We start from the raw sequence: 20,735 nt of genomic DNA, 5'->3' as shown, positions 1-20,735 counted from the left end.
ACTTTGACATATCGAGGCAAGTCCCAACGCATTCAAATCTCGACTATCGGGCAAATGGGTTATTCCACAATCATCGTCTTGAATCCTTCGGTCATGAATTCCTGGGTATCTCCGTTCTTATCTACATAGATGATATAGGCTTCCAGTTCGGGGAGATCCGCCAATAATGCGATGGTCTTGTCCAGATCCATAGCCATAAAGGCGGTGGCATAGGCGTCGGCCTTGGCACAGGTATCTGCGATAGTAGTAGCTCCTAAAATATTGGCATTTTTGGTAAATCCCGTTTTTGGGTCGATAGTATGAACATACGTATTTCCCGTAACCGAATCGGTCCGGAATTTTCTGTAGTTTCCGGATGACGCCAAAGCCCTATCCTTGAGATGGACCAAAATCTTAAGTTCCCGGGTCTCGCCCATCTGGGGATCGTCAATTCCTACGACCCAAGGCTTTTCCTTTATCGTATTCGTGCCCTTCGCGACGAGCTCGCCCCCGACTTCCAACAAATAGTTTTGAATCTTATGCGCGTCCATAAGCTGTGCCAATCGATCGACGGCATAGCCTTTGGCAATCGCATTGAAATCAAAATGGATATCGGGATTCGCCTTTGTTATGGTATTTCTTTCGGTCCGGTTCACCTTATCGAAACCCACGAATTGCAGCAAGCTATCGACTCGGGTACTGTCAAGGTCCATTTGAGGCCCGGGACCGAACCCCCAGGCATCGACCAATGTGCCTACTGTCGGATCGAAGTAGCCGTCCGTTTTCCGATGGATCTCCTTGGAGAGCTCAAACACATCGCGAAACAAGGCATCGATCGTCACGGTAGTGTCGCCACGATTAATTTTGGAGATATCGGAGTCCGGAATATAGGTAGATAGAGATCGGTTGACCGCCTCAAATACCGAATCTATTTCTTGCTTTAGATTCAAAGGTTCATCGGAGAGGTAGATCAAACTGTAGGAAGTACCCAAAGCACTGCCCACATTTTGGTTCTTATGGGTTTTCGAACCTTCCGAACATGAAAAAAGTAGTACGGCAAGGAGGGCTAAATACGTGTATTTCATTTTCAAGGATTAGACTTCGATCAAGCCGTCGTAGTCCACGATATAATCTTCGTTCAGGTACACCGGCAGTTTTTGGTCCTGGGCATTCGAAAGGCCGACGCCCGCATAGTATGATTTGGCCTCGAAATTCTCCGCGTGGTCTTTAATTTTCTGCATGAGCTCCGCGTCATACGTCTTGGGATCATCGGGGTAGGACACCTGCCGTACCACGATAAAATGCAGTTGCTTGTCTTTCAGGCATACAAACTGCGGATTCTTCTTCGGTTTACTGTTCACCCCCATAAATTCGTAACCTTCGGCTTCCAGTTGTTTTCCGACAATGTTCATCGCCAAGTTGTGCAGTTCCTGCTCCGTAAGGGCTTTACCCATGGTCACCCATATTTTTTTATCAAAAAAAAACCGATGTGGGAACATCGGTTTTAGTTATAGTTTCAAATTATTTATCCTCCGAAATCATCGAATCGGATATGCTCATCGGGAATACCGTAATCCTCTCCCATTTTTTGCACCGCTTTGTTCATCAAGGGAGGACCACAGAAGTAAAGCTCGATGTCCTCTGGCGCGTCGTGCTTGCTCAAGTAATTGTCGATAACGCAGTTGTGGATAAATCCGACAAAACCGTCTCCCGGTGCATCGATATCCTCCTTGACCTTCCAATCATCTTCCTCCGCAGGTTCCGACAGGGCCATATAAAACTTAAAGTTCGGAAAATCTTTCTCCAACTGCTTGAAGTGATCGATATAGAACAGTTCCCGCTTCGAACGGCCCCCGTACCAGTACGAGACCTTTCGATTCGTCTTTAAGGTCTTGAACAGGTGGTAGAGATGCGACCGCATGGGCGCCATTCCCGCACCACCTCCGACATAGAGCATTTCAGAATCGGATTCGTTGATAAAGAACTCGCCAAAAGGCCCCGATATGGTCACATCGTCACCTTCTTTCAAGGAAAATATATAGGATGAGGCAATTCCGGGATTCACGTCCATCCAGCCATTCTTGGAGCGGTCCCAGGGCGGGGTCGCAATCCGTACGTTCAACATGATCTCCTTACCTTCTGCAGGATAGGATGCCATGGAATAGGCACGCTCTTCCAACTCGGGATTCTTCATGACCAAGGGCCATAGATTGAACTTGTCCCACTCTTCCTGGAATTTGTCCGGTTTTTCATGCTCTTCGGGGTGGGCGGTAATATCGATATCCTCATATTTGATTTCACAGGGCGGAATTTCGATCTGGATATAGCCCCCGGCCTTATAGCCCATATCTTCTTGGATCTCGACCACGAATTCCTTGATAAAAGAGGCTACATTGTAGTTACGCACCACTTTGGCGGGCCATTTTTTGATTCCGAATACCTCTTCGGGTATCGTAATATCCATGTCCTGTTTCACCTTCACCTGGCAGGCCAACCGGGCCCCTTCGGCAAGTTCCCTCTTGGAAAAGTGCGGGGTCTCCGTGGGCAGGGCTTCACCACCTCCTGAAAGCACGTGGCATTCGCACTGAATACAGGTTCCCCCACCACCACAGGCAGAGGGCAAAAAGACCTTTTTGTTTCCCAGGGTGGTCAACAGGGAACTTCCGGATTCCACTTCCATCTTTTTTTCCCCGTTGATGGTCAAGGTAACGGGGCCGGAAGGCGAAAGCTTTTCTTTGGTGAACAGTAACAAAGCGACCAACAACATGGTCAGTATCAGAAAGGCGACTACGGTGATCAGTATGGTGCCGCCCGTGCTAGTAGCTAGAATCATCTCTTATCGGTTTATTGCTTCTGTATAGGAGATTTCCTTGTCCTTTTTGGAAAGCTCGTTTTCTATTTCCTTCTTCTCGGAATCGGCCCCGGTTACGGCCGTACGTTCCACTGTTTGTTCCGTGTTGGTCCCCTCACTTTTTACAGGTACCTCGACCGTAGTCTCTTCTGCAGGTGGAACTTCGTCACCCCCGGTCAACATTCCTCCGAAACTCTGGAAACCAATACCCATCAGTCCCGTTATAATAAAGGTGATGCCCAGACCGCGCAAAGGGGGCGGGACATTGGAATAGCGTATCTTTTCCCGAATTGCGGCGATGGTCAGAATGGCCAGGAACCAGCCGATGCCCGAACTAATCCCATAATTGACGGCGAGACCGAAGGTCTGTATGTCGCGGGACTGCATAAAGAGCGAGCCTCCTAAAATAGCACAGTTCACGGCAATCAAGGGCAGGAATATCCCCAAGGAGTTGTAGAGTGCCGGAGAAAATTTCTCCACTACGATCTCTACCAGCTGTACCATGGTCGCGATGGTGGCGATAAACAGGATAAAGGATAAAAATCCAAGGTTGTAGTCCGCATATTCCGGCCCCAACCAGGCCAACGCCCCGTCGCGCAATAGGTACTGATCCAACAGCCAGTTCAAGGGTACGGTGACGCCCAATACGAAAATGACGGCCGCTCCCAGACCCACCGCTGTAGCCACCTTTTTGGAGACCGCGAGATAGGAACACATCCCCAAGAACACGGCGAACACCATGTTGTCGATAAAGATGGACCTAAAGAATAATTCGATATGCTCTAACATAATAACTTTTTAGATACTGAACTTGTTTTGTCTTTGATACTATCAACCCTCTTCTACCAATGCCGGGTTCTGTGTACGTTGTACCCAAATAATGATGCCTACCACAATCAGGGCCGCCGGCGGAATAATCATAAAACCATTGTTCTCATAACCCGTGGCGTATAATCCCGTCTTGGCGATCGGATCCCCTAAAACCGGATAACCAAAGAGGGTACCCGACCCCAAAAGTTCCCGTATAAACCCCACGATAACAAGAATGACCCCATACCCCAAGGCATTTCCGATGCCATCGAGAAAAGACCTCCACAACCCGTTGCCTAAGGCGAATGCCTCAAATCGGCCCATAATAATACAATTGGTAATGATAAGGCCTACGAACACCGACAATGTCTTGCTCAATTCATAGGCGAAGGCCTTGAGCACCTGATCGACGACGATGACCAAGGTGGCCACTACGATCAGCTGTACGATAATCTTGATTTTTGCGGGAATGATGTTCCGCATCAACGAAATGACCACGTTGCCCACCCCCATCACGAAAATAACGGCTATCGCCATGACCACCGAAGCCTTGAGCTCGGCGGTGATCGCAAGGGCGGAGCAAATGCCCAACACCTGAATGGTAATGGGGTTGTTGTCCGTCAACGGATCGATGATGAGATTAGCATCTTTTTTTGTCAACAGTGCCATAATTACATTTTTTGTTAGGTCTAGTTTGTTCGACTAGTTTTCTCTTATTCCGTCCAAATAATCCTTGTAAAGGTCGACGCTTTGTTTGATCATAGCCGAAACGCCGTCGCCCGTAATCGTGGCTCCGGCCAGGGCATCGACCTTATTGTCGTCTTTACGTTCGTTCAAGGGATCGTTGTTGCCCTTGGCAACACTGATACCGGCATAGCGGGTATCCTGCATGATGGTCTCGCCGGTAAAATCATCCATAAAATAGCGTTGGTTGATGTTGGCGCCCAGCCCGGGAGTTTCCCCCTTGTGGTCGAAGAATACGCCTTGAACCACCATGTTCTTGTCCAGTGCGATAAAGCCCCAGATGGCATCCCAAAGGCCTTTGCCGTACATAGGGATGATATAGAGTTGTTCACCGTCCTTTTCACCGACAAACAAAGGCAGTCGAGGGGTCTCGCCCTTCGAAATTCGCGCCAGTTGCCGCTTCATGTCGATAAGATAAGCCTCGTTATCCTCTAAAATACTATCGCCTTTAATGACCAATTGATCGACGATATATTTTTCGAATTCGCCCTCCACAATATCGGTGGGAACGAACTCGACCCCACCCTTATCGACATTTTCGTTCACGCCCATGGCGTATAAAATGTTCTGTTGTTTCTCAAAGCGTTCGTTCTCCTTGATGCGGCTTTCCAGACTCGATGCCATAAAGGCCAGCAAAGAGCCGACCACGACCACCATCATGGCCGCAAAGATTACCGTATAGAGATTTTTATCCGTATTGAATGCCATAGCTATGCAGTTTCTACTTGAAGTTCCTTTGCCTCACCTTCGGAATCCTTCGGAAGGATGGTGGCGTTCTTCATTCGTTTCAATCTTCTTTTTACGTTCCCCTTAATGACATAATGATCAATGGTCGGTGCAAACACGTTCATCAATAGGATGGCCAAAAATACACCCTCGGGATATGCGGGGTTAAAGACCCTGATCATGACGGACATAAACCCGATAAAAAAGCCGTACCACCATTTTCCAACATTGGTCTGCGCTCCCGTCACCGGATCGGTCGCCATATAAACGATTCCAAAGGCCAGTCCGCCTACGATCAAATGCTTCCAGAAATCGAAGCTCATCAACCCGTAAAATTTACTGGTCTCGCCGATCCATCCCATTTCCACGACGCCGTTGAACATCAGGCCCATCACCAAAGAACCGATGATGGCACTGAGCATGATCCGCCAACTGGCGATTTTACTGAAAATCAGGAATATTCCGCCGAGCAGTATCAAAAATGTCGGGGTCTCCCCCACCGAACCGGGAATAAATCCCCAGAACATATCGGCTACCGAATAAGAATATTCTTGACCCTGTGCCAGATAGCCCAGTACGGTTTCACCGGAAATGGCATCGGGACCCCCGGCGCGATCAACGGCCTCATAGACCCATACCTTGTCACCGCTCATCCAGGTAGGATAAGCGAAGAATAAAAAGGCACGGATGGTAAGGGCCGGGTTCAATATATTCATTCCCGTACCCCCGAACACCTCTTTTCCGATAATTACACCGAATACTACCGAAACGGCCAACATCCAGAGCGGCGTATCGATGGGAACGATCAAAGGCACCAACATTCCGGTGACCAAATAGCCTTCCTCTACCTCATGGCCCCTGAGCACGGCAAAGATAAACTCCACCAATAAACCGACCCCATACGAAACTATTACTAGCGGCAGCACTTTAATGATGCCGATCCAAAAGTTCTCCCAGGTTAAAAAATTACCGAATACGGAGACCTCCCGGGCCACCCCGTTCGCCGCGTCAATGGCCGCGTAGTGCTGGTAACCGGCGTTGAACATCGAGAACAGCAGCACCGGGACCAGCGCCAGGATTACAGTGTTCATCGTACGCTTTAGGTCGTCGGCAGCACGAATATGGCTTCCGTTGTGCGTGGTCTCGTCTGGCGTATATAAAAACGTATGCAGCGCATTGAAGGCCGGTGCCATTTTCTTGCCCCGAAAATGGTGCTTGATAATGTGCAGCCTCTTCTTAAAAGTCAGTCTTTTATCACTCATAGTTTATCCTATTTCTTTTTGTAGCAGATCCAATCCTTCACGAATGATCTGCTGGTGGGGCTGTTTTGAGATACAAATGAATTCCGTCAGTGAAAAATCTTCTGGAGCCACTTCATAGAGTCCCAATTGTTCCATTTCGTCAAGGTCTTGAACCATGCAAGCCTTGAGCAATTGCAGGGGATAGATATCCATCGGGAAGACCTTTTCGTAAATGCCGGTGACCACGAAGGCCCTGTGCTCCCCATTGGTATTGGTATCCAGATCGTACTTCTTATCGGGCTGCAACCATGAAAAGGTCAAGGCCCTGGTCGTGGAAACCTTATCGAATACGGGCTTGTTCCATCCGAAGAACTCGTAATCGTCGCCCTCGGGAATACAGCTCACGGTATTGTTGTAAAAGCCCAAATGGCCATCTTGCCTGGTTTTGCTGCCCGTAAGCACATCGCCGTTGATGACCCGGAACCGCTCTTCTTTCACTCCGCTGGCGTAGAGAAAGGTAGATATCTCGGTACCGATCTTCGTGGTATAATACTGAGGTTTTTTAACAGAGGAACCGACCAAGGCAACGGTGCGCTGGGGATTGAACTTCCCGGTCAATAGCATTTCCCCTATAATTACAAGATCTTGGGGAGATATAGTCCATACCGTTTCCCCTTTGTTGATGGGGTCTATCTTATTGATTTGGGTACCGACCAAACCAGCCGGATGCGGACCTGAGACCTTATGCAGTTCGATACCGGTCAGTTCCGCTAAAGGGGACTTTGACGATTTTTCGACCGAAACGTGCACCTTGCCGGGCGTCAACTTGCCCAAGGCCGTAATGGCGGCCTGTAATTCCTTTTCCTTCCCCTGCAGCACATAGTCGGGGTCCGCCGCCAGAGGCGCAGTAACAAGACCTGAGACGAAAATCGCTTTCGGGTTGGCATCGGGATCGGCAATGACGGAATAGGGACGTTGTACGATAAAGGGCCAACATCCTGATTTGAGCAAGTAGGCCTTAATATCTTCCTTGGAAGCCTTTTCCACGTCCAGGATTACGTTTGCAATCGTTTCCTGCTCCTTGTCCGCCAAAATTCTCAAGGTCAGAATACGTCTTCTGGCACCCCGCTCTATTTCGATAAGCTCACCGCTTACGGGGGACACAAAGAGCATGTCCTCGTTGTTTTTATTGTAGAACAGCGCTTCGCCCGCTTTGATTTCCTCGCCTTCCTTCAGCAACATTTTCGGCGTTATCCCGTGAAAATCGTCCAAATTAATGGCATATACATTGCTAAGAACGGCTTTTGAGGTGGTTTGCTCCGCGGCACCGACAAGCTTGATGTCCAGGCCTTTGTTTATTTTGATGTCTTTTGACATAGTGTAGTCGACCTTTTAAACTTGTTGAGATTTATTTCGCCCGTCTTAAAAAGAGCTGTTTTCGCAACCGATCCCCGTCTTGATGGCAGGGCCTTAGGTGTTTTTTACTAAGGTAGCCATCTGCTTTGGTAAAAAAAAGCTTCATCCGATCAGGAAAACCAGTCCAACATCCAAGACAAGGTTCCAAACAAAAATCAAACAAATTCTATGTTAAGGAATCCTAAAGTCCGGACTCCATAAAATTCGCGTCAAAAATACTACTTAAAAGAAAGTTTTCATAATAATTGCCCATAAATTTGGGCCGTTCGCCGATCTGAATTTCATGGAAATGCTTTTTGTTTACCTTTACCGAAAATATAGCGGACCCATGCGTCAAAAGCTTCAACAGATCCTAGTTTTCCTTTTTGCGACTTCGTTATTTTCACAGGTACAACATGAGGTCAATCCCCCCCAAAATATCAAGACCATCCTATTCCACGGCCCTTCCGAAAATCAGTTCCCGGTAATCATGCTCGGGGAGACCCTCAAGCTGGAATTCGACGATACTCTGGCCAACGAACAGGATTACTACTATAAGATAGTCCATTGCGATTACGACTGGACGCCCTCGCAGCTTTTGAAATCGCAGTATCTCGACGGGGTGGACAACCAGCGCATCAGCGATTATGAAAACAGTTATAACACCCTGCAACCCTATTCGAACTACCAACTCAGGATACCGAACCAAAACCTAAGCCTGAAGCTAAGCGGCAATTACCTGCTCGAAATCTATAACGACAGCTACGAACTGCAATTTTCGCGGAGGTTCGTGGTCTATTCCGATGCCGTCAGCGTGGCCGCCACGATCAAACGCTCCCGCGACTTCAACTTTTTGAACGAAAAGCAAGTGGTACAGTTCAGCATCATGCAGGGCAATTTTCAACTGGTCAACCCCAAGAAAGAGGTCAAGGTGGCCATTCTCCAGAACCATCAGTGGGAAACGGCACTTTACGACATCCCTCCCCAGTACACCCTGGGCAGCGAACTGGTCTACAAATACGATGCGGAGACCAGTTTTTTCGGAGGTAACGAATATCTCAACTTCGATACTAGCGATCTACGGGCCCCTACCTCCCAAATAGCACGTATCGAGGTGGCCGACCTCTACGAACACTACCTTTTTACCGATAATTATCGCTTCGATCGCGAGTACACCTACTACCCCGATATCAACGGTGATTTTGTCGTACGCACCTTGCAAGGGGAAGATAATTCGCGGGAGGCCGAATACACCAACGTGCACTTTTCGTTGCCCTACGAAGAGCTCCTTGGCCTGGACGATGTTTATATATTTGGCAAGTTCAACAACAATGCCCTGACCGACGAGAACAGAATGACCTATAATAAGGATAGCGGTCTTATGGAAGGCAGTATCAAAGTAAAGCAGGGGTTCTACAATTACAAGTACGTCATCAAACGGGAGGATGGCGTCATCGACATGAACGCGGTCAGTGGCAACTTCCACTTCACCGAGAACAACTACCTGATTTTAGTGTACTATCGCAATTTCGGGGACCTTTACGATAGTATTATCGGGGTGGGGACTGCGAATTCGCGTGATATAAGCAACTAAAACCTATATTCCACCTAAATGGACAATGTACCGGACTCTTGGAAGAAAGGAAGGTACCGTTTCAAATACCGCGGAACGGAATGCCTCAACTGCGGACACCCTTTGGATGTCAGCGATAGATTTTGTCCGAATTGCTCCCAGGCCAACAGCATCAAAAAACTGTCCTTAAAGGATTTTATCATTGAATTTTTCACCAGCCTTATATCCTACGATTCCAAATTGCTCAATACTTTGGGCGCACTGCTCTTGCGACCGGGAGAGATTACGAGGAATTATATCAACGGGAAGCGCGTACGCTATACCAATCCCTTCCGATTTTTGCTAAGTCTGGCCATTATCTATTTTTTAATGGTCAATTTTACCGGTAATTTTTCGGAACTGGATAAATACGGCACCAAAAAAGAGGATGACTTCATCGAAAATCTGGATGGTCGTTTCGGCAACTATACCGACGAGGGAGCGGAAATAACCGGGGACATCGATTCGCTTAAGCAAGAATTTTCCCTCGATGAGTTTCAACAGAAGATCAGAAAACGGGATTCGACCCTACTGTCGGACCCCTCCGGATATTTTAAAAAGATGGATACCGATTCGTCGCAAGGTACGATTTTTGAAAAGCACGATTTTTTTCGCACTCTTTTGCGTAAGGATTCCATCACCGGCTTTGACGATGCCGTAACGAAATACGGGGTGCCAGAAACCTGGAGAAACGAATTGACCTTTACCATTGCCAATGGCCTGCTGGGGCTGCAAAGCCGGCCTGGGAGTTTTATCAGCTCACTGATTTCAAAACTACCCTTCACCATATTTTTCTTTTTGCCCGTTTTCGCACTCTTTATCTCCTTGGCGTATATCGGGAAAAAGCGTGCTTACACCGATCATTTGATTTTTAGCTTTTACAACACGGCACTATTGTTTATCTTGCTAATTCTTAGCTATTTAATCGATATTGTTTTTACCACGGGCAGCAACTGGGTATTTCTGACAATTTTTTCAGTGTACCTGTTTAAGGCCATGCGAAGATTCTATGAAGAAGGGGTTTTCAAAACCATTATCAAATATCTTTTTTTAAACGCTATTTACTTTATATTGGCGATATTGGCCGTACTGATCTTATTTACGGGGAATATCTTTACCTATTAGACTAAAGAAGAACACATGACCACACAAGTAACCAAAGGCATCAAGATTTCCGTAAAGACCAGTTTTGAAGGCACCTTCTTTAAGAACTACAAAATGCATTTCGCCTTCGGTTATACGATAACCATCGAAAACCAAGGCAGGGATTCGGTGCAGCTTACCTCTAGGCACTGGAAAATCTATGACGCGCTGAAAGAGCTTGAAATGCTCGATGGCGAGGGAGTTATCGGCAAAAAACCGGTCATCAAGCCCGGCGAATCGCACACCTACAACTCCGGTTGTCTCTTGGCATCGCCGATCGGCGCGATGCGGGGCCATTACCAGATGGTCAACTTCACAACGACCGAAAAATTCCGGGTCCACATCCCCACCTTTAAATTCTCTGCACCTTTTGCACTGAATTGAATTATTTAATTGTTAATTGATTGATCATTGATCGCTTCATTAGTGCAATTCTTCATTAGTGCATTGCTTCATTTGTGCATTGTTACACTTAATCGATAGTCAGCAATCAATTATACCTTATTAATAATTTAAATTCCGTTTTCCCTTTTATACCTTTGTCCTACAAACAATAACACTTAAAATCATCCTCCATGGGCAAAGGCTTTTTCCACGTACCGATCGCAATCAACGAACCTATTAAAAGTTACGCTCCCGGCTCCGAAGAGCGCGAAGAAGTACTTAAACAGTATCATTCATACTTCAAGGGAAGTGTTGATATTCCTCTCTATATAGGAAGCAAAGAAATCAGGACCGGCAGGACCAGGCCGATTTCCCCACCGCACGACCATAAAAACGAAGTGGGCCGATACCATCTCGCGGAAAAAAAGCATGTGGAACAGGCCATTGAGAACGGTCTGGAGGCCCGCGAGGCTTGGGCGAACATGGCCTGGGAACAACGGACCGCCATTTTCCTGAAAGCTGCAGAATTGATTGCGGGCCCGTACCGTGACAGAATCAATGCCGCGACCATGATCGCGCAATCCAAGACCATCCATCAGGCGGAAATCGATTCGGCTTGCGAAACCATTGATTTTTTAAGGTTCAACGTCGAATATATGGCCCAAATTTATGGGCAGCAGCCCGAATCGTCCGAAGGCGTCTGGAACCGAGTGGAATATCGCCCCTTGGAAGGCTTTGTCTATGCCATTACCCCCTTCAACTTTACGGCCATTTCCGCCAATCTACCTGCAAGCGCGGCGATGATGGGCAATGTGGTGCTCTGGAAGCCTAGTGACCATCAGGTCTTTTCCGCCAAAATCGTGGTAGATGTCTTAAAGGAGGCCGGCCTGCCCGACGGCGTTATCAATGTCGTTTACGGCGACCCTGCCATGATTACGGAAACGGCCTTGGCGAGTCCCGATTTCGCCGGCATTCACTATACGGGATCCACCACCGTCTTTAAAAGCCTGTGGAAACAGATCGGCGACAATATCGACCTCTATAAAAGCTATCCACGGATCGTGGGCGAGACCGGTGGAAAAGATTTTATAGTGGCCCATCCGACGGCCAAACCACAGCAAGTGGCTACCGCCATCTCAAGGGGCGCCTTTGAATTTCAGGGACAGAAATGTAGTGCCGCCTCCCGGGTGTACCTGCCGAAATCCACGTCCGAGAAAATTATAGAATTGGTCAAAAAAGATCTGAATTCATTTAATAAGCCCGGCTCCCCGGAGGACATGTCCAACTTTATCACCGCGGTCATTCACGAGGCTTCTTTCGACAAATTGGCCAAGTATATCGATCAGGCGAAAGAGGACAAAAACGCCGAAATCGTCGCGGGCGGCGAATATGATAAATCAAAAGGCTACTTCGTCGAGCCTACGGTCATCGTAACCTCCGACCCCCATTATTCCACGATGGAAACCGAGCTGTTCGGTCCCGTAGTAACGATTTATGAGTATGCGGACAAGGACTGGTCGAAAACCCTGAAATTGGTCGATGAAACATCGCCCTACGCCCTGACCGGGGCCGTGATGTCGGGAGACCGTTATGCCATTGAGGAAGCGACCCACGCCTTACAAAATTGTGCCGGTAATTTTTATATCAATGACAAACCTACCGGAGCGGTAGTCGGGCAACAGCCCTTTGGCGGCGCCCGGGCATCCGGAACCAACGATAAGGCCGGTTCCATGCAGAACCTTCTGCGTTGGGTTTCTCCAAGATTGATCAAGGAGACCTTTGTAACGCCAGAGGATTATCGGTATCCATTTTTGGGATAGGGTTTGACGTGTATTTCCGAATCGCTAAGGGAACTTCCCTTGGTCCGATTGCTAGAATTGAAAGGCAATGCGACGTTTTTTTGTTCGCGGTGTCGTACGCGTTTTCCAATAGCTTGGTCCGTTCGCTCCAACCGAAAGGTAACGTCATCCGAATCGGAAGGTGCAGGGCCTTGTTTGAAAGCTTTGTTTCACATCCATGTCATTTGGACAAACAAGTTGCCCTGTGCTCCACTTTGAAATTAACCGAATTGGCAATAAAACAAAGTTCGTTCGCCCTATCGTGTAATTGATTCGCCTTTTCGGTCATGGAACTTTCGCTAACCGTTACGGTCGGGTGTAGCACAACGTTCTCAAAGTATCCGCTACCGTTGTCGGTTTCAAACATGGTTCCGGTGGCTTTATCGGTGTAATCGGTAACGATAACGTCAGCTTCCGAACAGAGATGCAAGTACCATAGCATATGGCAGCAAGATAGGGAGGCCACCAGCAATTCTTCTGGGTTGTGCCTGCCCCCGTCTCCCCGAAAAGCCGGGTCTGAAGAACCTAGGATATCGGGTTTGCCTTCGATCGAAATGGCGTGGCTTCTTTTATACGCCCCGGGACGGGCCGTACCGATCCCGCTGTTTCCCGTCCATTTGATTTGGATCGAGTAGTTATGTTGTCTGTTCATTTTTTTTTGAATATGGTGGGCCGTTCTCGGATGAGCCCGTCTTGGACCCATCATTTATATACGATTGGCACAGTTTAATTCCAAAAATAAGCTTAATTCTGAAGTTTGTAGGAAGAAAACCCAATGAACGGGAATCTCCCCAAAACAACTCTCCCAACGGCTAGACCTGATATAGGTGACCGTACGCTTAGTGGTATGTCGGGGATATCAAACGTTAAAAGTGATAATCGAAGGACGGCAAACATACATGGGTCGAACTCGAATATTCTAAGGAGCAACTGGAACAAATAGCCTTGGGAAAATAAAATACTGGTTCCAGCGAGATACGGAGGTATTGGAATGCTGGGATAGCCCTATCCCCCGAGATGCCGGATTTGGCAAGAACAAAGTTCGACTGATTAGGATTTGAGGCTTACCGGTTAAACGAGGGAAATGCATTGGACTTGGATTTTGATAACGATTCGTTCGATCTTTTGGTCAATACCTACATGCTCGATTTAATGCAAATAGCGACCTTTTATAACGTTGGTGACGCGTATTTTAGGGTCCTAAAACCGAATGGAATTATAGTAAGGGCGACCTTTTCATTTGAAACCAAAAAAGCCCATCAATTTTTGGTATCGAGTAGCCATCGGACAAATTCGCAAGTTCATAGATAGAATTTCAAAATTTTGGGAAGATAATTCACTGGTTTTTAATATCTTGTAGGGCAATGCCTTGATAGCGGTCTTGTCTATATCCATTCGATGCCGTCTAAGGCTTATTTTGTGTTTTTTCCGTGCAAAATAATAGGTTGCACAAAAATTGAATAATAACGTTAAAACTTAGCATCATGAAAAAATTGGCTCTTGCCCTGTTTTTGATGGCGACCGTCGTTTGCCAGGCCCAGGACGACCTGACCCAAAGTACGATCAAGGGAATTCTTGAATACAATCAAGACCAAGTAGTTCAACTGGCGGAAGCCTTTTCGGAAGACCAATACGATTGGCGGCCCGCGGAAGGCGTACGCTCCATTGGGGAAGCCTTATTGCACGTTGCCGGGGGCAACTATTATTTCGCTTCCAAAATGGGGTTCGACACGCCGGAGGATGTAGATATGGCAAATTTGGATAAGATTACCGGGAAGGAGAACATCATCTCCACCCTGAAACAGTCCAACGAATTTATACGCGATAAGGTCATGATGGTCGAAAGCGACGAACTCCCCAAGGAAGTGGATTTCGGGTTTGCCAAAATGAGCAAATTAGCGGGCCTGTTGTCCATCGTGGAGCACAACGGCGAGCATAAAGGTCAACTGATTGCCTACGCCCGTTCAAACGGGGTTACGCCTCCATGGAGCCAATAGGGAAAAAGTTCCATACTCCCAGTTTCTCCCGACACCGAAGCTTCGCGAACGAAGTTGACCTAAGTTTAAAAATTATGAGAAGTCCTTGCCGCACATGCGGTCGGGACTTTTTTAGTGAAATACCCTTGTAATTAGCACCGTCTATGCGCTTCTCTCCCAGACGGACGCAATATCAATGTAAATTTAACGTTAAGTTATTGTAAACTTTGGGCAAATTCGATATCTTAGGTCTAAAACATCCCAAAAAAATAAAGCTATGCAAACGAAAAAAACGTCCTCCAAATCCAAGACAATCAAAAGGTCGCTTATCAATACTATCCACTCTTTTCTGAAGCGCTATGCGAACAATTGTCGCTATTCGTTCCACCATATGCTGAACACCTAAAATCGTTGCGCCGCCGGAGCAGGGACCGAGATTTTTCTATCCTGTAAAAAATAGTCCAATCCATTTACTATTGGCCAACAGACTTTTTTTCATCATTGTATAAACCACTAAACTCATAAACTGGTCCATTTTTAGAAAAAGTTCACAATCACGGGCCAACGGTCCGGGTAAGGGACTTGGCTCTTGATTTTTGGCTCTTGGTTCTTGATTTTTACTTCTAGACTCTTGGATCCGCCCCCTACCCCTTAAATTTCAGTGGCAGGTACACCACCTTCTTGGTCTCAAAGAAATCTTCCTCAAAATAATCGGTCAGGTCAAAGATTTCGGCCGTTCTGTATGGTTTCAGTTCTTCCTTTAAATCGCCGCCCTTAAGATAGAGAATACCGTTTCTTCTTTCGTGTACCGACTTTTTCTTGATTTTTCCCTTGGTCCAGTGCACGAACGTCGGCATGGCCGCCACCGCCCTACTGACGACAAAATCGTACTGCCCAGGTATTGACTCGACCCGGGCGTTAACGGTGGAAACGTTGTCAAGGGCCAAGCCCGCCACGACCTCATCGACTACCTTAATTTTCTTTCCGATGGAATCGACCAGGGTAAACTGCACCTCCGGAAATAGCAGGGCCAATGGAATCCCCGGGAATCCGCCACCCGTTCCCACATCGAGTACCGAAGCACCCGCCATGAACTGCTGCACTTTAGCGACACCCAAGGAATGCAATACATGCCGCAGATACAGTTCGTCGATATCCTTTCGGGAAACCACGTTGATTTTCTGGTTCCATTCCCCGTACAAATCCTCCAGTTGCAAAAACTGCTCCCGCTGCTTTTCCGATAAATTATGAAAATATTTGAACACTAAATTTGCTTTCATACGTATATTTGCATAATAGAATACCCCTAACGGGTCCCGCAAAATTAGCATATTCACCGATAAAAAGGTTTCTCCACTTCAGAGGTTTTGTCTTTTTACCGATATTTACCAAAAGATTACACCCATGGATTCAAAGACCATCCGATTTTCACGCAAAGATTCCGCTAAATTTTTTAGGACACTCAACCGGCGTGTCAACGATTACTTCAAGGAGAACAAAATCAAAAAGACAGGGAATTGGCGCCTGTACCTCAAGACCATCATCATGTTCACCTTGTTCTTGACCCCTTATTTTCTAATTCTGACCTTGGGACTTCCCAACTGGGCGAACCTCCTTTTGACCATCGTCATGGGCGTAGGTATGGCCGGGGTGGGCATGAATGTCATGCATGATGGCAACCACGGTGCCTATTCCAACAAAAAATGGGTCAACAAACTCATGGGCAGCAGCATCTATATCCTGGCCGGAAATGTATATAATTGGCAGGTGCAGCACAATGTATTGCACCATACCTATACCAACATCCACGAACATGACGAAGATATGGAGGCCGGACGTATACTCCGATTTTCGGAACACACCGAATGGAAACGCCACCACAGATTCCAACATTTCTATTCCGTTTTCCTGTACGGACTCCTGACCTTCAACTGGGCCATTACGACCGATTTTATGCAGATGTACCGGTATATGAAAAGGAAGCTTTCCTATGGAAAACTACCGAGCCCGGTGACGAATTGGAGCACCCTCGTTATCACTAAAATATTGTATTTGACCATTTGGATCGTTCTCCCGCTCGTCTTTATTGACATCGCTTGGTGGAAAATACTTTTAGGCTTCTTTATCATGCATTATGTGGCTGGCGTTATATTAAGCGTTGTCTTTCAACTGGCACATATCGTAGATGAGGCCGATACGCCCCTGCCCGACGAGAGCGGCACCATGAAAAACACTTGGGCCATTCATCAACTCTTCACTACCGTAAATTTCGGTACCAAAAATCGTATTGTCAACTGGTTTACGGGAGGGTTGAACCATCAGGTCGAGCACCACATTTTTCCGCACATTAGCCACGTACATTACACTAAGATATCCAAAATCGTAAAAGAAACGGCGAAGGAGTTCAATTTGCCCTACCACGAATACAAAACCACTCGTGAAGCGATTATTTCACATTTCAAGCATCTAAGGGACTTGGGAAAAAGGCCGGCATTACAGGCGTAGAAGGGAGACGTTAGTCGGGAGACGTTAGTCGGGAGACGTTAGTCGATAGGGAATTAGTGTTTGGTGATTCGTGAGTCTCGATTGTAGAGCGGTCTGAGGCCAGTGGCGAGCAAAGCTTTTCTTTTGAATACCTGACATTGGATTTTTTTAGGAATTTAAATAGCATAACTACATGAACCAACATCTTTCGGAACGGATAAGCAACATGTCCACTTCCGCCACTTTGGCCATGGCTGCCAAGGCCAGGGAATTACGCAACGAAGGCAAGGATATAATCGGTCTTAGCCTTGGGGAACCCGACTTCAACATTCCCGACTTTATCAAGGAAGCGGCAAAACAGGCCGTGGATGACAACTATAGCAGCTACTCCCCCGTTGACGGTTATGCCGATCTGAAAATAGCGATTTCGAACAAGTTTAAGCGGGACAACAATCTCGAATACGGACCGAACCAGATCGTGGTTTCGACCGGCGCAAAGCAGTCTCTCGCCAATGTGGCCATGTGTCTGTTGAACCAAGGTGACGAGGTCATTCTGCCCGCCCCCTATTGGGTCAGCTACCGCGACATCGTAAAACTGGCGGAAGGGGTGCCCGTAGAGGTGCCGGCCAGTATCGAAACGGACTTCAAGATGACTCCCGAACAGCTCGAGGCGGCCATCACCCCCAAGACGAAAATGATGTGGTTCAGCTCGCCCTGTAATCCCAGCGGTTCGGTGTACAGCCTGGCCGAACTGGAAGGCTTGGCGGAGGTATTGCGGAAGTATCCCGACATTTTTATCGTGTCGGATGAAATCTACGAACATATCAATTTCCGGAGCGGGCATGTCAGCATTGCCGGCATCGAAGGCATGTACGACCGTACCATTACGGTAAATGGCGTTTCGAAAGCCTTTGCCATGACCGGATGGCGTATCGGTTATATCGGTGCCGCCGAGTGGATCGCCAAGGCCTGTACCAAATTTCAGGGCCAGATGACTAGCGGGGCCAATGCCATCGGACAACGTGCCGCTATTACCGCCTTGGAAGCCTCGGTGGACAAAATCCAGTTTATGATCGATAAGTTCCACGAGCGTCGGGACCTGATTCTAAAACTCCTGGGCGAAATCGAAGGCTTTAACCTTAACGTACCGGAAGGCGCCTTTTACGTTTTTCCAGATGTTTCCTATTTTTTCGGGAAGAAATTACAGGGCACGACTATTGACAATGCGTCGGACTTTGCCCTTTATCTCCTGGAAAGAGCCAATGTTGCCACCGTGACCGGCGAAGCTTTTGGTAGTCCCAATTGCATCCGCATTTCGTATGCCGCCTCGGAAGATGAAATTCGGGAAGCCGTGAAGCGGATCAAAGAGGTCGTTTAATCGCTGGCGTTATGCCGTCTGAAAAGAACAAGCCGTCTCAACATCCACGGAGGTGGCTTTTTTGTACTTAGGAGGGCGTCCGTCATAGAAAACGTGCGACGCCATTCACCAATAGGTCGACAAACCACTTAAACCATACAAAATGAAATACTTCCTTACCACCTTGACCTTGGTGTTGACCATGACCACGGCGGTTTACGGTCAATTGCACACCAATCTGGAACTCCTCGATATCTTTAATATGGAGTTTGTATCGGACCCACAGATTTCGCCGGATGGCTCCAAAATCATTTATGTACGTAATTTTAAGGATGTCATGACCGATAAGAACCTTTCCAACCTTTGGATGGTGAATTTTGACGGTTCGAACAATCGCCCCCTGACCACCGGAAACCACAACGACTCATATCCCCGATGGTCTCACGACGGGGAAAAAATCATCTATAAATCTAACAGGGCCGATGGAAAGACGAAACTCTACGTGATGTGGATGGACACCCAAAAATCTATCGCCCTGACGAACTCACCCGAGACCCCGAAGCAAGTAGCCTGGTCTTACGACGATCAAAGCTTGGCCTTTAACATGTTCGTTCCCAAAAAGCACGAGTCTATCGTCAAACTACCCAGCAAGCCCGAAGGTGCCGAATGGAACACTCCCCCGATCTACATCGATGATATGAACTACCGCGGCGACGGACAAGGCTATCTAAAAAGTGGCAATACCCAGTTGTTTACGCTCTCCGTCGAAGGGGGTACGCCTCGGCAGTTGACCTTCAGCGCCTTCGACCACGGTGCACCCGTCTGGTCCAAAGACAATACCCTGCTTTACTTTAGCGCCAACTTCCACGAGCCGGAAGAGATGGAGCCCCTCGATGGCGAAATCCATCAAATAACGGTAGATCAAGGAAAAATCACACCCTTGACGGACCGGTACGGTCCCGATAACGACCCGGTACTCTCGCCCGACGGTCAAAAAATTGCCTATTTGGGTTTCGACGATACCTACCAAGGGTATCAGATTACCAATCTTTACATCATGGACGCCGACGGCAGCAATTCCGAATTGATTTCCGGGGATTTTGATAGGGACGTGCAAAATATTGCCTGGCGCGATAACGGAAAGGGACTCTATTTTCAGTATGACAATCAGGGAGCCACCAAATTGGCCTACATCACCATGACGGGCGAGGTATCGGACATCGCGGAAGGTTTAGGCGGACTCTCCCTGGGAAGACCGTATAATTCGGCCAGCTTTACCGCATCGAACACGAACCAATTCGCCTACACGCTGGGCGGAACGGACCATCCTGCCGATTTGGGCGCGGCGGACTTAAAATCGAGCAAACGTTTGACCTCCCTCAACGACGACCTCTTTTCCTTTAGGAATCTCGGGAAGGTCGAGGAACTGTGGTGGGAATCTTCGTATGACCAAAAAAAGATTCAGGGCTGGGTCGTCACGCCCCCGAATTTTGACCCCGACAAAAAATACCCGATGATCTTGGAAATCCACGGGGGTCCATTTACCAGTTACGGATCCGTTTATTCCGCGGAGATACAGGCCTATGCCGCTGCGGGCTATGTAGTGCTCTATGCCAATCCACGGGGCAGCACCAGCTATGGCGCCGAATTCGGAAATTCGATACACCACGACTATCCCAATCACGATTACGACGACCTTATGTCGGGGGTGGATGCCGTAATCAAAAAAGGATTTGTAGACGAAGAAAACCTATTCGTCACTGGTGGCAGTGGTGGGGGCGTATTGACCGCTTGGATCGTCGGTAAGACCGACCGGTTCAAGGCAGCAGTCGTAGCCAAGCCCGTTATCAACTGGTACAGCTTCGTACTATATGCCGATGGCGTGCAGTTCTTCTCCAAGTACTGGTTCGGGAAAAAACCCTGGGAAGATCCGGAAAGCTACCTGAAGCGCTCTCCCTTGACCTATGTGGCCAATATCACCACCCCTACCATGCTCCTCACCGGGGAAGAGGATTTTAGAACGCCCATAGCGGAATCGGAGCAATTTTATGCCGCCCTAAAGCTCGAAAACGTTGAAACGGCAATGGTCAGAATACCCGGTGCGTCGCATGGCATCGCCAACAGGCCGAGTAACCTGGTCGCCAAAATAGCAAGTGTTTTGGCCTGGTTCGATAAATATAAGGACACCCCCTAAA

General features: G+C 47.8%; 18 protein-coding genes and 1 pseudogene. 9 read left to right on the top strand and 10 right to left on the bottom strand.

All coding sequences use genetic code 11. The annotated features are described in order from the left end of the window. Positions 1–59 precede the first annotated feature (59 nt). The 8 genes from RQM65_RS13590 to RQM65_RS13555 form a co-directional block, all read right to left on the bottom strand. Positions 60–1,064, bottom strand: a complete 1,005-nt coding sequence (locus RQM65_RS13590; RefSeq protein WP_314015818.1) for an FAD:protein FMN transferase — start codon at positions 1,062–1,064, stop codon at positions 60–62. Between the two features lie 9 nt (positions 1,065–1,073). Further along, complete coding sequence (locus RQM65_RS13585) at positions 1,074–1,433, bottom strand: DUF8840 domain-containing protein (protein ID WP_314015816.1); 360 nt, start codon at positions 1,431–1,433, stop codon at positions 1,074–1,076. Between the two features lie 71 nt (positions 1,434–1,504). Continuing rightward, positions 1,505–2,812, bottom strand: a complete 1,308-nt coding sequence (nqrF, locus tag RQM65_RS13580; protein WP_314015814.1) for an NADH:ubiquinone reductase (Na(+)-transporting) subunit F — start codon at positions 2,810–2,812, stop codon at positions 1,505–1,507. A gap of 3 nt (positions 2,813–2,815) precedes the next feature. Further along, entirely contained in the window at positions 2,816–3,619 is an 804-nt protein-coding gene (nqrE, locus tag RQM65_RS13575; RefSeq protein ID WP_314015812.1) for an NADH:ubiquinone reductase (Na(+)-transporting) subunit E, read from the bottom strand. Positions 3,620–3,661: 42 nt separating this feature from the next. Further along, positions 3,662–4,309 carry an NADH:ubiquinone reductase (Na(+)-transporting) subunit D gene (locus RQM65_RS13570; protein ID WP_314015810.1) on the bottom strand — a complete coding sequence of 216 codons (648 nt, stop codon included), beginning with the start codon at positions 4,307–4,309 and terminating at the stop codon, positions 3,662–3,664. Between the two features lie 33 nt (positions 4,310–4,342). Then, positions 4,343–5,092: a Na(+)-translocating NADH-quinone reductase subunit C gene (locus RQM65_RS13565; RefSeq protein ID WP_314015808.1), complete on the bottom strand. Its 750-nt coding sequence runs from the start codon at positions 5,090–5,092 to the stop codon at positions 4,343–4,345. Positions 5,093–5,094: 2 nt separating this feature from the next. Then, positions 5,095–6,372, bottom strand: coding sequence for an NADH:ubiquinone reductase (Na(+)-transporting) subunit B (locus tag RQM65_RS13560; RefSeq protein ID WP_314015807.1), 1,278 nt, complete (start codon positions 6,370–6,372; stop codon positions 5,095–5,097). Between the two features lie 3 nt (positions 6,373–6,375). Further along, positions 6,376–7,728 (bottom strand): Na(+)-translocating NADH-quinone reductase subunit A, encoded by a 1,353-nt coding sequence (locus RQM65_RS13555; RefSeq protein ID WP_314015806.1) that lies wholly within the window; start codon positions 7,726–7,728, stop codon positions 6,376–6,378. A 367-nt stretch (positions 7,729–8,095) separates the two neighbouring features. On the opposite strand from RQM65_RS13555, the gene RQM65_RS13550 reads away from it, so the two are divergent. The 4 genes from RQM65_RS13550 (at position 8,096) to pruA (ending at position 12,705) form a co-directional block, all read left to right on the top strand. Beyond that, entirely contained in the window at positions 8,096–9,340 is a 1,245-nt protein-coding gene (locus RQM65_RS13550; protein WP_314015805.1) for a type IX secretion system plug protein, read from the top strand. 18 nt (positions 9,341–9,358) lie between these two features. Then, positions 9,359–10,483 carry a DUF3667 domain-containing protein gene (locus tag RQM65_RS13545; RefSeq protein ID WP_314015803.1) on the top strand — a complete coding sequence of 375 codons (1,125 nt, stop codon included), beginning with the start codon at positions 9,359–9,361 and terminating at the stop codon, positions 10,481–10,483. 15 nt (positions 10,484–10,498) lie between these two features. Then, positions 10,499–10,885 (top strand): Co2+/Mg2+ efflux protein ApaG, encoded by a 387-nt coding sequence (apaG, locus tag RQM65_RS13540; protein WP_314015801.1) that lies wholly within the window; start codon positions 10,499–10,501, stop codon positions 10,883–10,885. A 191-nt stretch (positions 10,886–11,076) separates the two neighbouring features. Next, on the top strand, positions 11,077–12,705 hold the full coding sequence (pruA, locus tag RQM65_RS13535; protein ID WP_314015799.1) for an L-glutamate gamma-semialdehyde dehydrogenase: 1,629 nt from the start codon (positions 11,077–11,079) through the stop codon (positions 12,703–12,705). Positions 12,706–12,904: 199 nt separating this feature from the next. On the opposite strand, the gene RQM65_RS13530 is transcribed toward pruA, so the two are convergent. Next, positions 12,905–13,375, bottom strand: coding sequence for an OsmC family protein (locus tag RQM65_RS13530; RefSeq protein ID WP_314015797.1), 471 nt, complete (start codon positions 13,373–13,375; stop codon positions 12,905–12,907). A 431-nt stretch (positions 13,376–13,806) separates the two neighbouring features. On the opposite strand from RQM65_RS13530, the pseudogene RQM65_RS18950 reads away from it, so the two are divergent. Together RQM65_RS18950 and RQM65_RS13525 are read left to right on the top strand one after the other, a co-directional pair. Further along, positions 13,807–14,034, top strand: a pseudogene (locus RQM65_RS18950) (class I SAM-dependent methyltransferase); the annotation flags it as partial. A gap of 173 nt (positions 14,035–14,207) precedes the next feature. Next, entirely contained in the window at positions 14,208–14,720 is a 513-nt protein-coding gene (locus RQM65_RS13525) for a DinB family protein (RefSeq protein ID WP_314015795.1), read from the top strand. 623 nt (positions 14,721–15,343) lie between these two features. On the opposite strand, the gene rsmG is transcribed toward RQM65_RS13525, so the two are convergent. Then, on the bottom strand, positions 15,344–15,979 hold the full coding sequence (rsmG, locus tag RQM65_RS13520) for a 16S rRNA (guanine(527)-N(7))-methyltransferase RsmG (protein WP_314015794.1): 636 nt from the start codon (positions 15,977–15,979) through the stop codon (positions 15,344–15,346). A 124-nt stretch (positions 15,980–16,103) separates the two neighbouring features. On the opposite strand from rsmG, the gene RQM65_RS13515 reads away from it, so the two are divergent. The 3 genes from RQM65_RS13515 (at position 16,104) to RQM65_RS13505 (ending at position 20,734) form a co-directional block, all read left to right on the top strand. Further along, the gene (locus RQM65_RS13515) at positions 16,104–17,204 is read left to right on the top strand and encodes a fatty acid desaturase family protein (protein ID WP_314015792.1); all 1,101 of its coding nucleotides are present in this window, start codon (positions 16,104–16,106) and stop codon (positions 17,202–17,204) included. Positions 17,205–17,376: 172 nt separating this feature from the next. Beyond that, a complete protein-coding gene (locus RQM65_RS13510) occupies positions 17,377–18,561 on the top strand; it encodes a pyridoxal phosphate-dependent aminotransferase (protein ID WP_314015790.1) in 1,185 nt (394 codons plus the stop codon). Between the two features lie 142 nt (positions 18,562–18,703). After that, positions 18,704–20,734, top strand: a complete 2,031-nt coding sequence (locus RQM65_RS13505) for a S9 family peptidase (RefSeq protein WP_314015789.1) — start codon at positions 18,704–18,706, stop codon at positions 20,732–20,734. Position 20,735: the final 1 nt, after the last annotated feature.

The organism is Pricia mediterranea, assembly GCF_032248455.1.
GTDB lineage: Bacteria > Bacteroidota > Bacteroidia > Flavobacteriales > Flavobacteriaceae > Pricia > Pricia mediterranea.
This window is presented reverse-complemented; position numbering and strand designations above follow the sequence as displayed.

Coding starts and splice junctions, on each gene's coding strand:
- RQM65_RS13590 (WP_314015818.1), bottom strand. CDS start 1,064: ATGAAATACACGTATTTAGCCCTCCTTGCCGTACTACTTTTTTCATGT.
- RQM65_RS13585 (WP_314015816.1), bottom strand. CDS start 1,433: ATGGGTAAAGCCCTTACGGAGCAGGAACTGCACAACTTGGCGATGAAC.
- nqrF (WP_314015814.1), bottom strand. CDS start 2,812: ATGATTCTAGCTACTAGCACGGGCGGCACCATACTGATCACCGTAGTC.
- nqrE (WP_314015812.1), bottom strand. CDS start 3,619: ATGTTAGAGCATATCGAATTATTCTTTAGGTCCATCTTTATCGACAAC.
- RQM65_RS13570 (WP_314015810.1), bottom strand. CDS start 4,309: ATGGCACTGTTGACAAAAAAAGATGCTAATCTCATCATCGATCCGTTG.
- RQM65_RS13565 (WP_314015808.1), bottom strand. CDS start 5,092: ATGGCATTCAATACGGATAAAAATCTCTATACGGTAATCTTTGCGGCC.
- RQM65_RS13560 (WP_314015807.1), bottom strand. CDS start 6,372: ATGAGTGATAAAAGACTGACTTTTAAGAAGAGGCTGCACATTATCAAG.
- RQM65_RS13555 (WP_314015806.1), bottom strand. CDS start 7,728: ATGTCAAAAGACATCAAAATAAACAAAGGCCTGGACATCAAGCTTGTC.
- RQM65_RS13550 (WP_314015805.1), top strand. CDS start 8,096: ATGCGTCAAAAGCTTCAACAGATCCTAGTTTTCCTTTTTGCGACTTCG.
- RQM65_RS13545 (WP_314015803.1), top strand. CDS start 9,359: ATGGACAATGTACCGGACTCTTGGAAGAAAGGAAGGTACCGTTTCAAA.
- apaG (WP_314015801.1), top strand. CDS start 10,499: ATGACCACACAAGTAACCAAAGGCATCAAGATTTCCGTAAAGACCAGT.
- pruA (WP_314015799.1), top strand. CDS start 11,077: ATGGGCAAAGGCTTTTTCCACGTACCGATCGCAATCAACGAACCTATT.
- RQM65_RS13530 (WP_314015797.1), bottom strand. CDS start 13,375: ATGAACAGACAACATAACTACTCGATCCAAATCAAATGGACGGGAAAC.
- RQM65_RS13525 (WP_314015795.1), top strand. CDS start 14,208: ATGAAAAAATTGGCTCTTGCCCTGTTTTTGATGGCGACCGTCGTTTGC.
- rsmG (WP_314015794.1), bottom strand. CDS start 15,979: ATGAAAGCAAATTTAGTGTTCAAATATTTTCATAATTTATCGGAAAAG.
- RQM65_RS13515 (WP_314015792.1), top strand. CDS start 16,104: ATGGATTCAAAGACCATCCGATTTTCACGCAAAGATTCCGCTAAATTT.
- RQM65_RS13510 (WP_314015790.1), top strand. CDS start 17,377: ATGAACCAACATCTTTCGGAACGGATAAGCAACATGTCCACTTCCGCC.
- RQM65_RS13505 (WP_314015789.1), top strand. CDS start 18,704: ATGAAATACTTCCTTACCACCTTGACCTTGGTGTTGACCATGACCACG.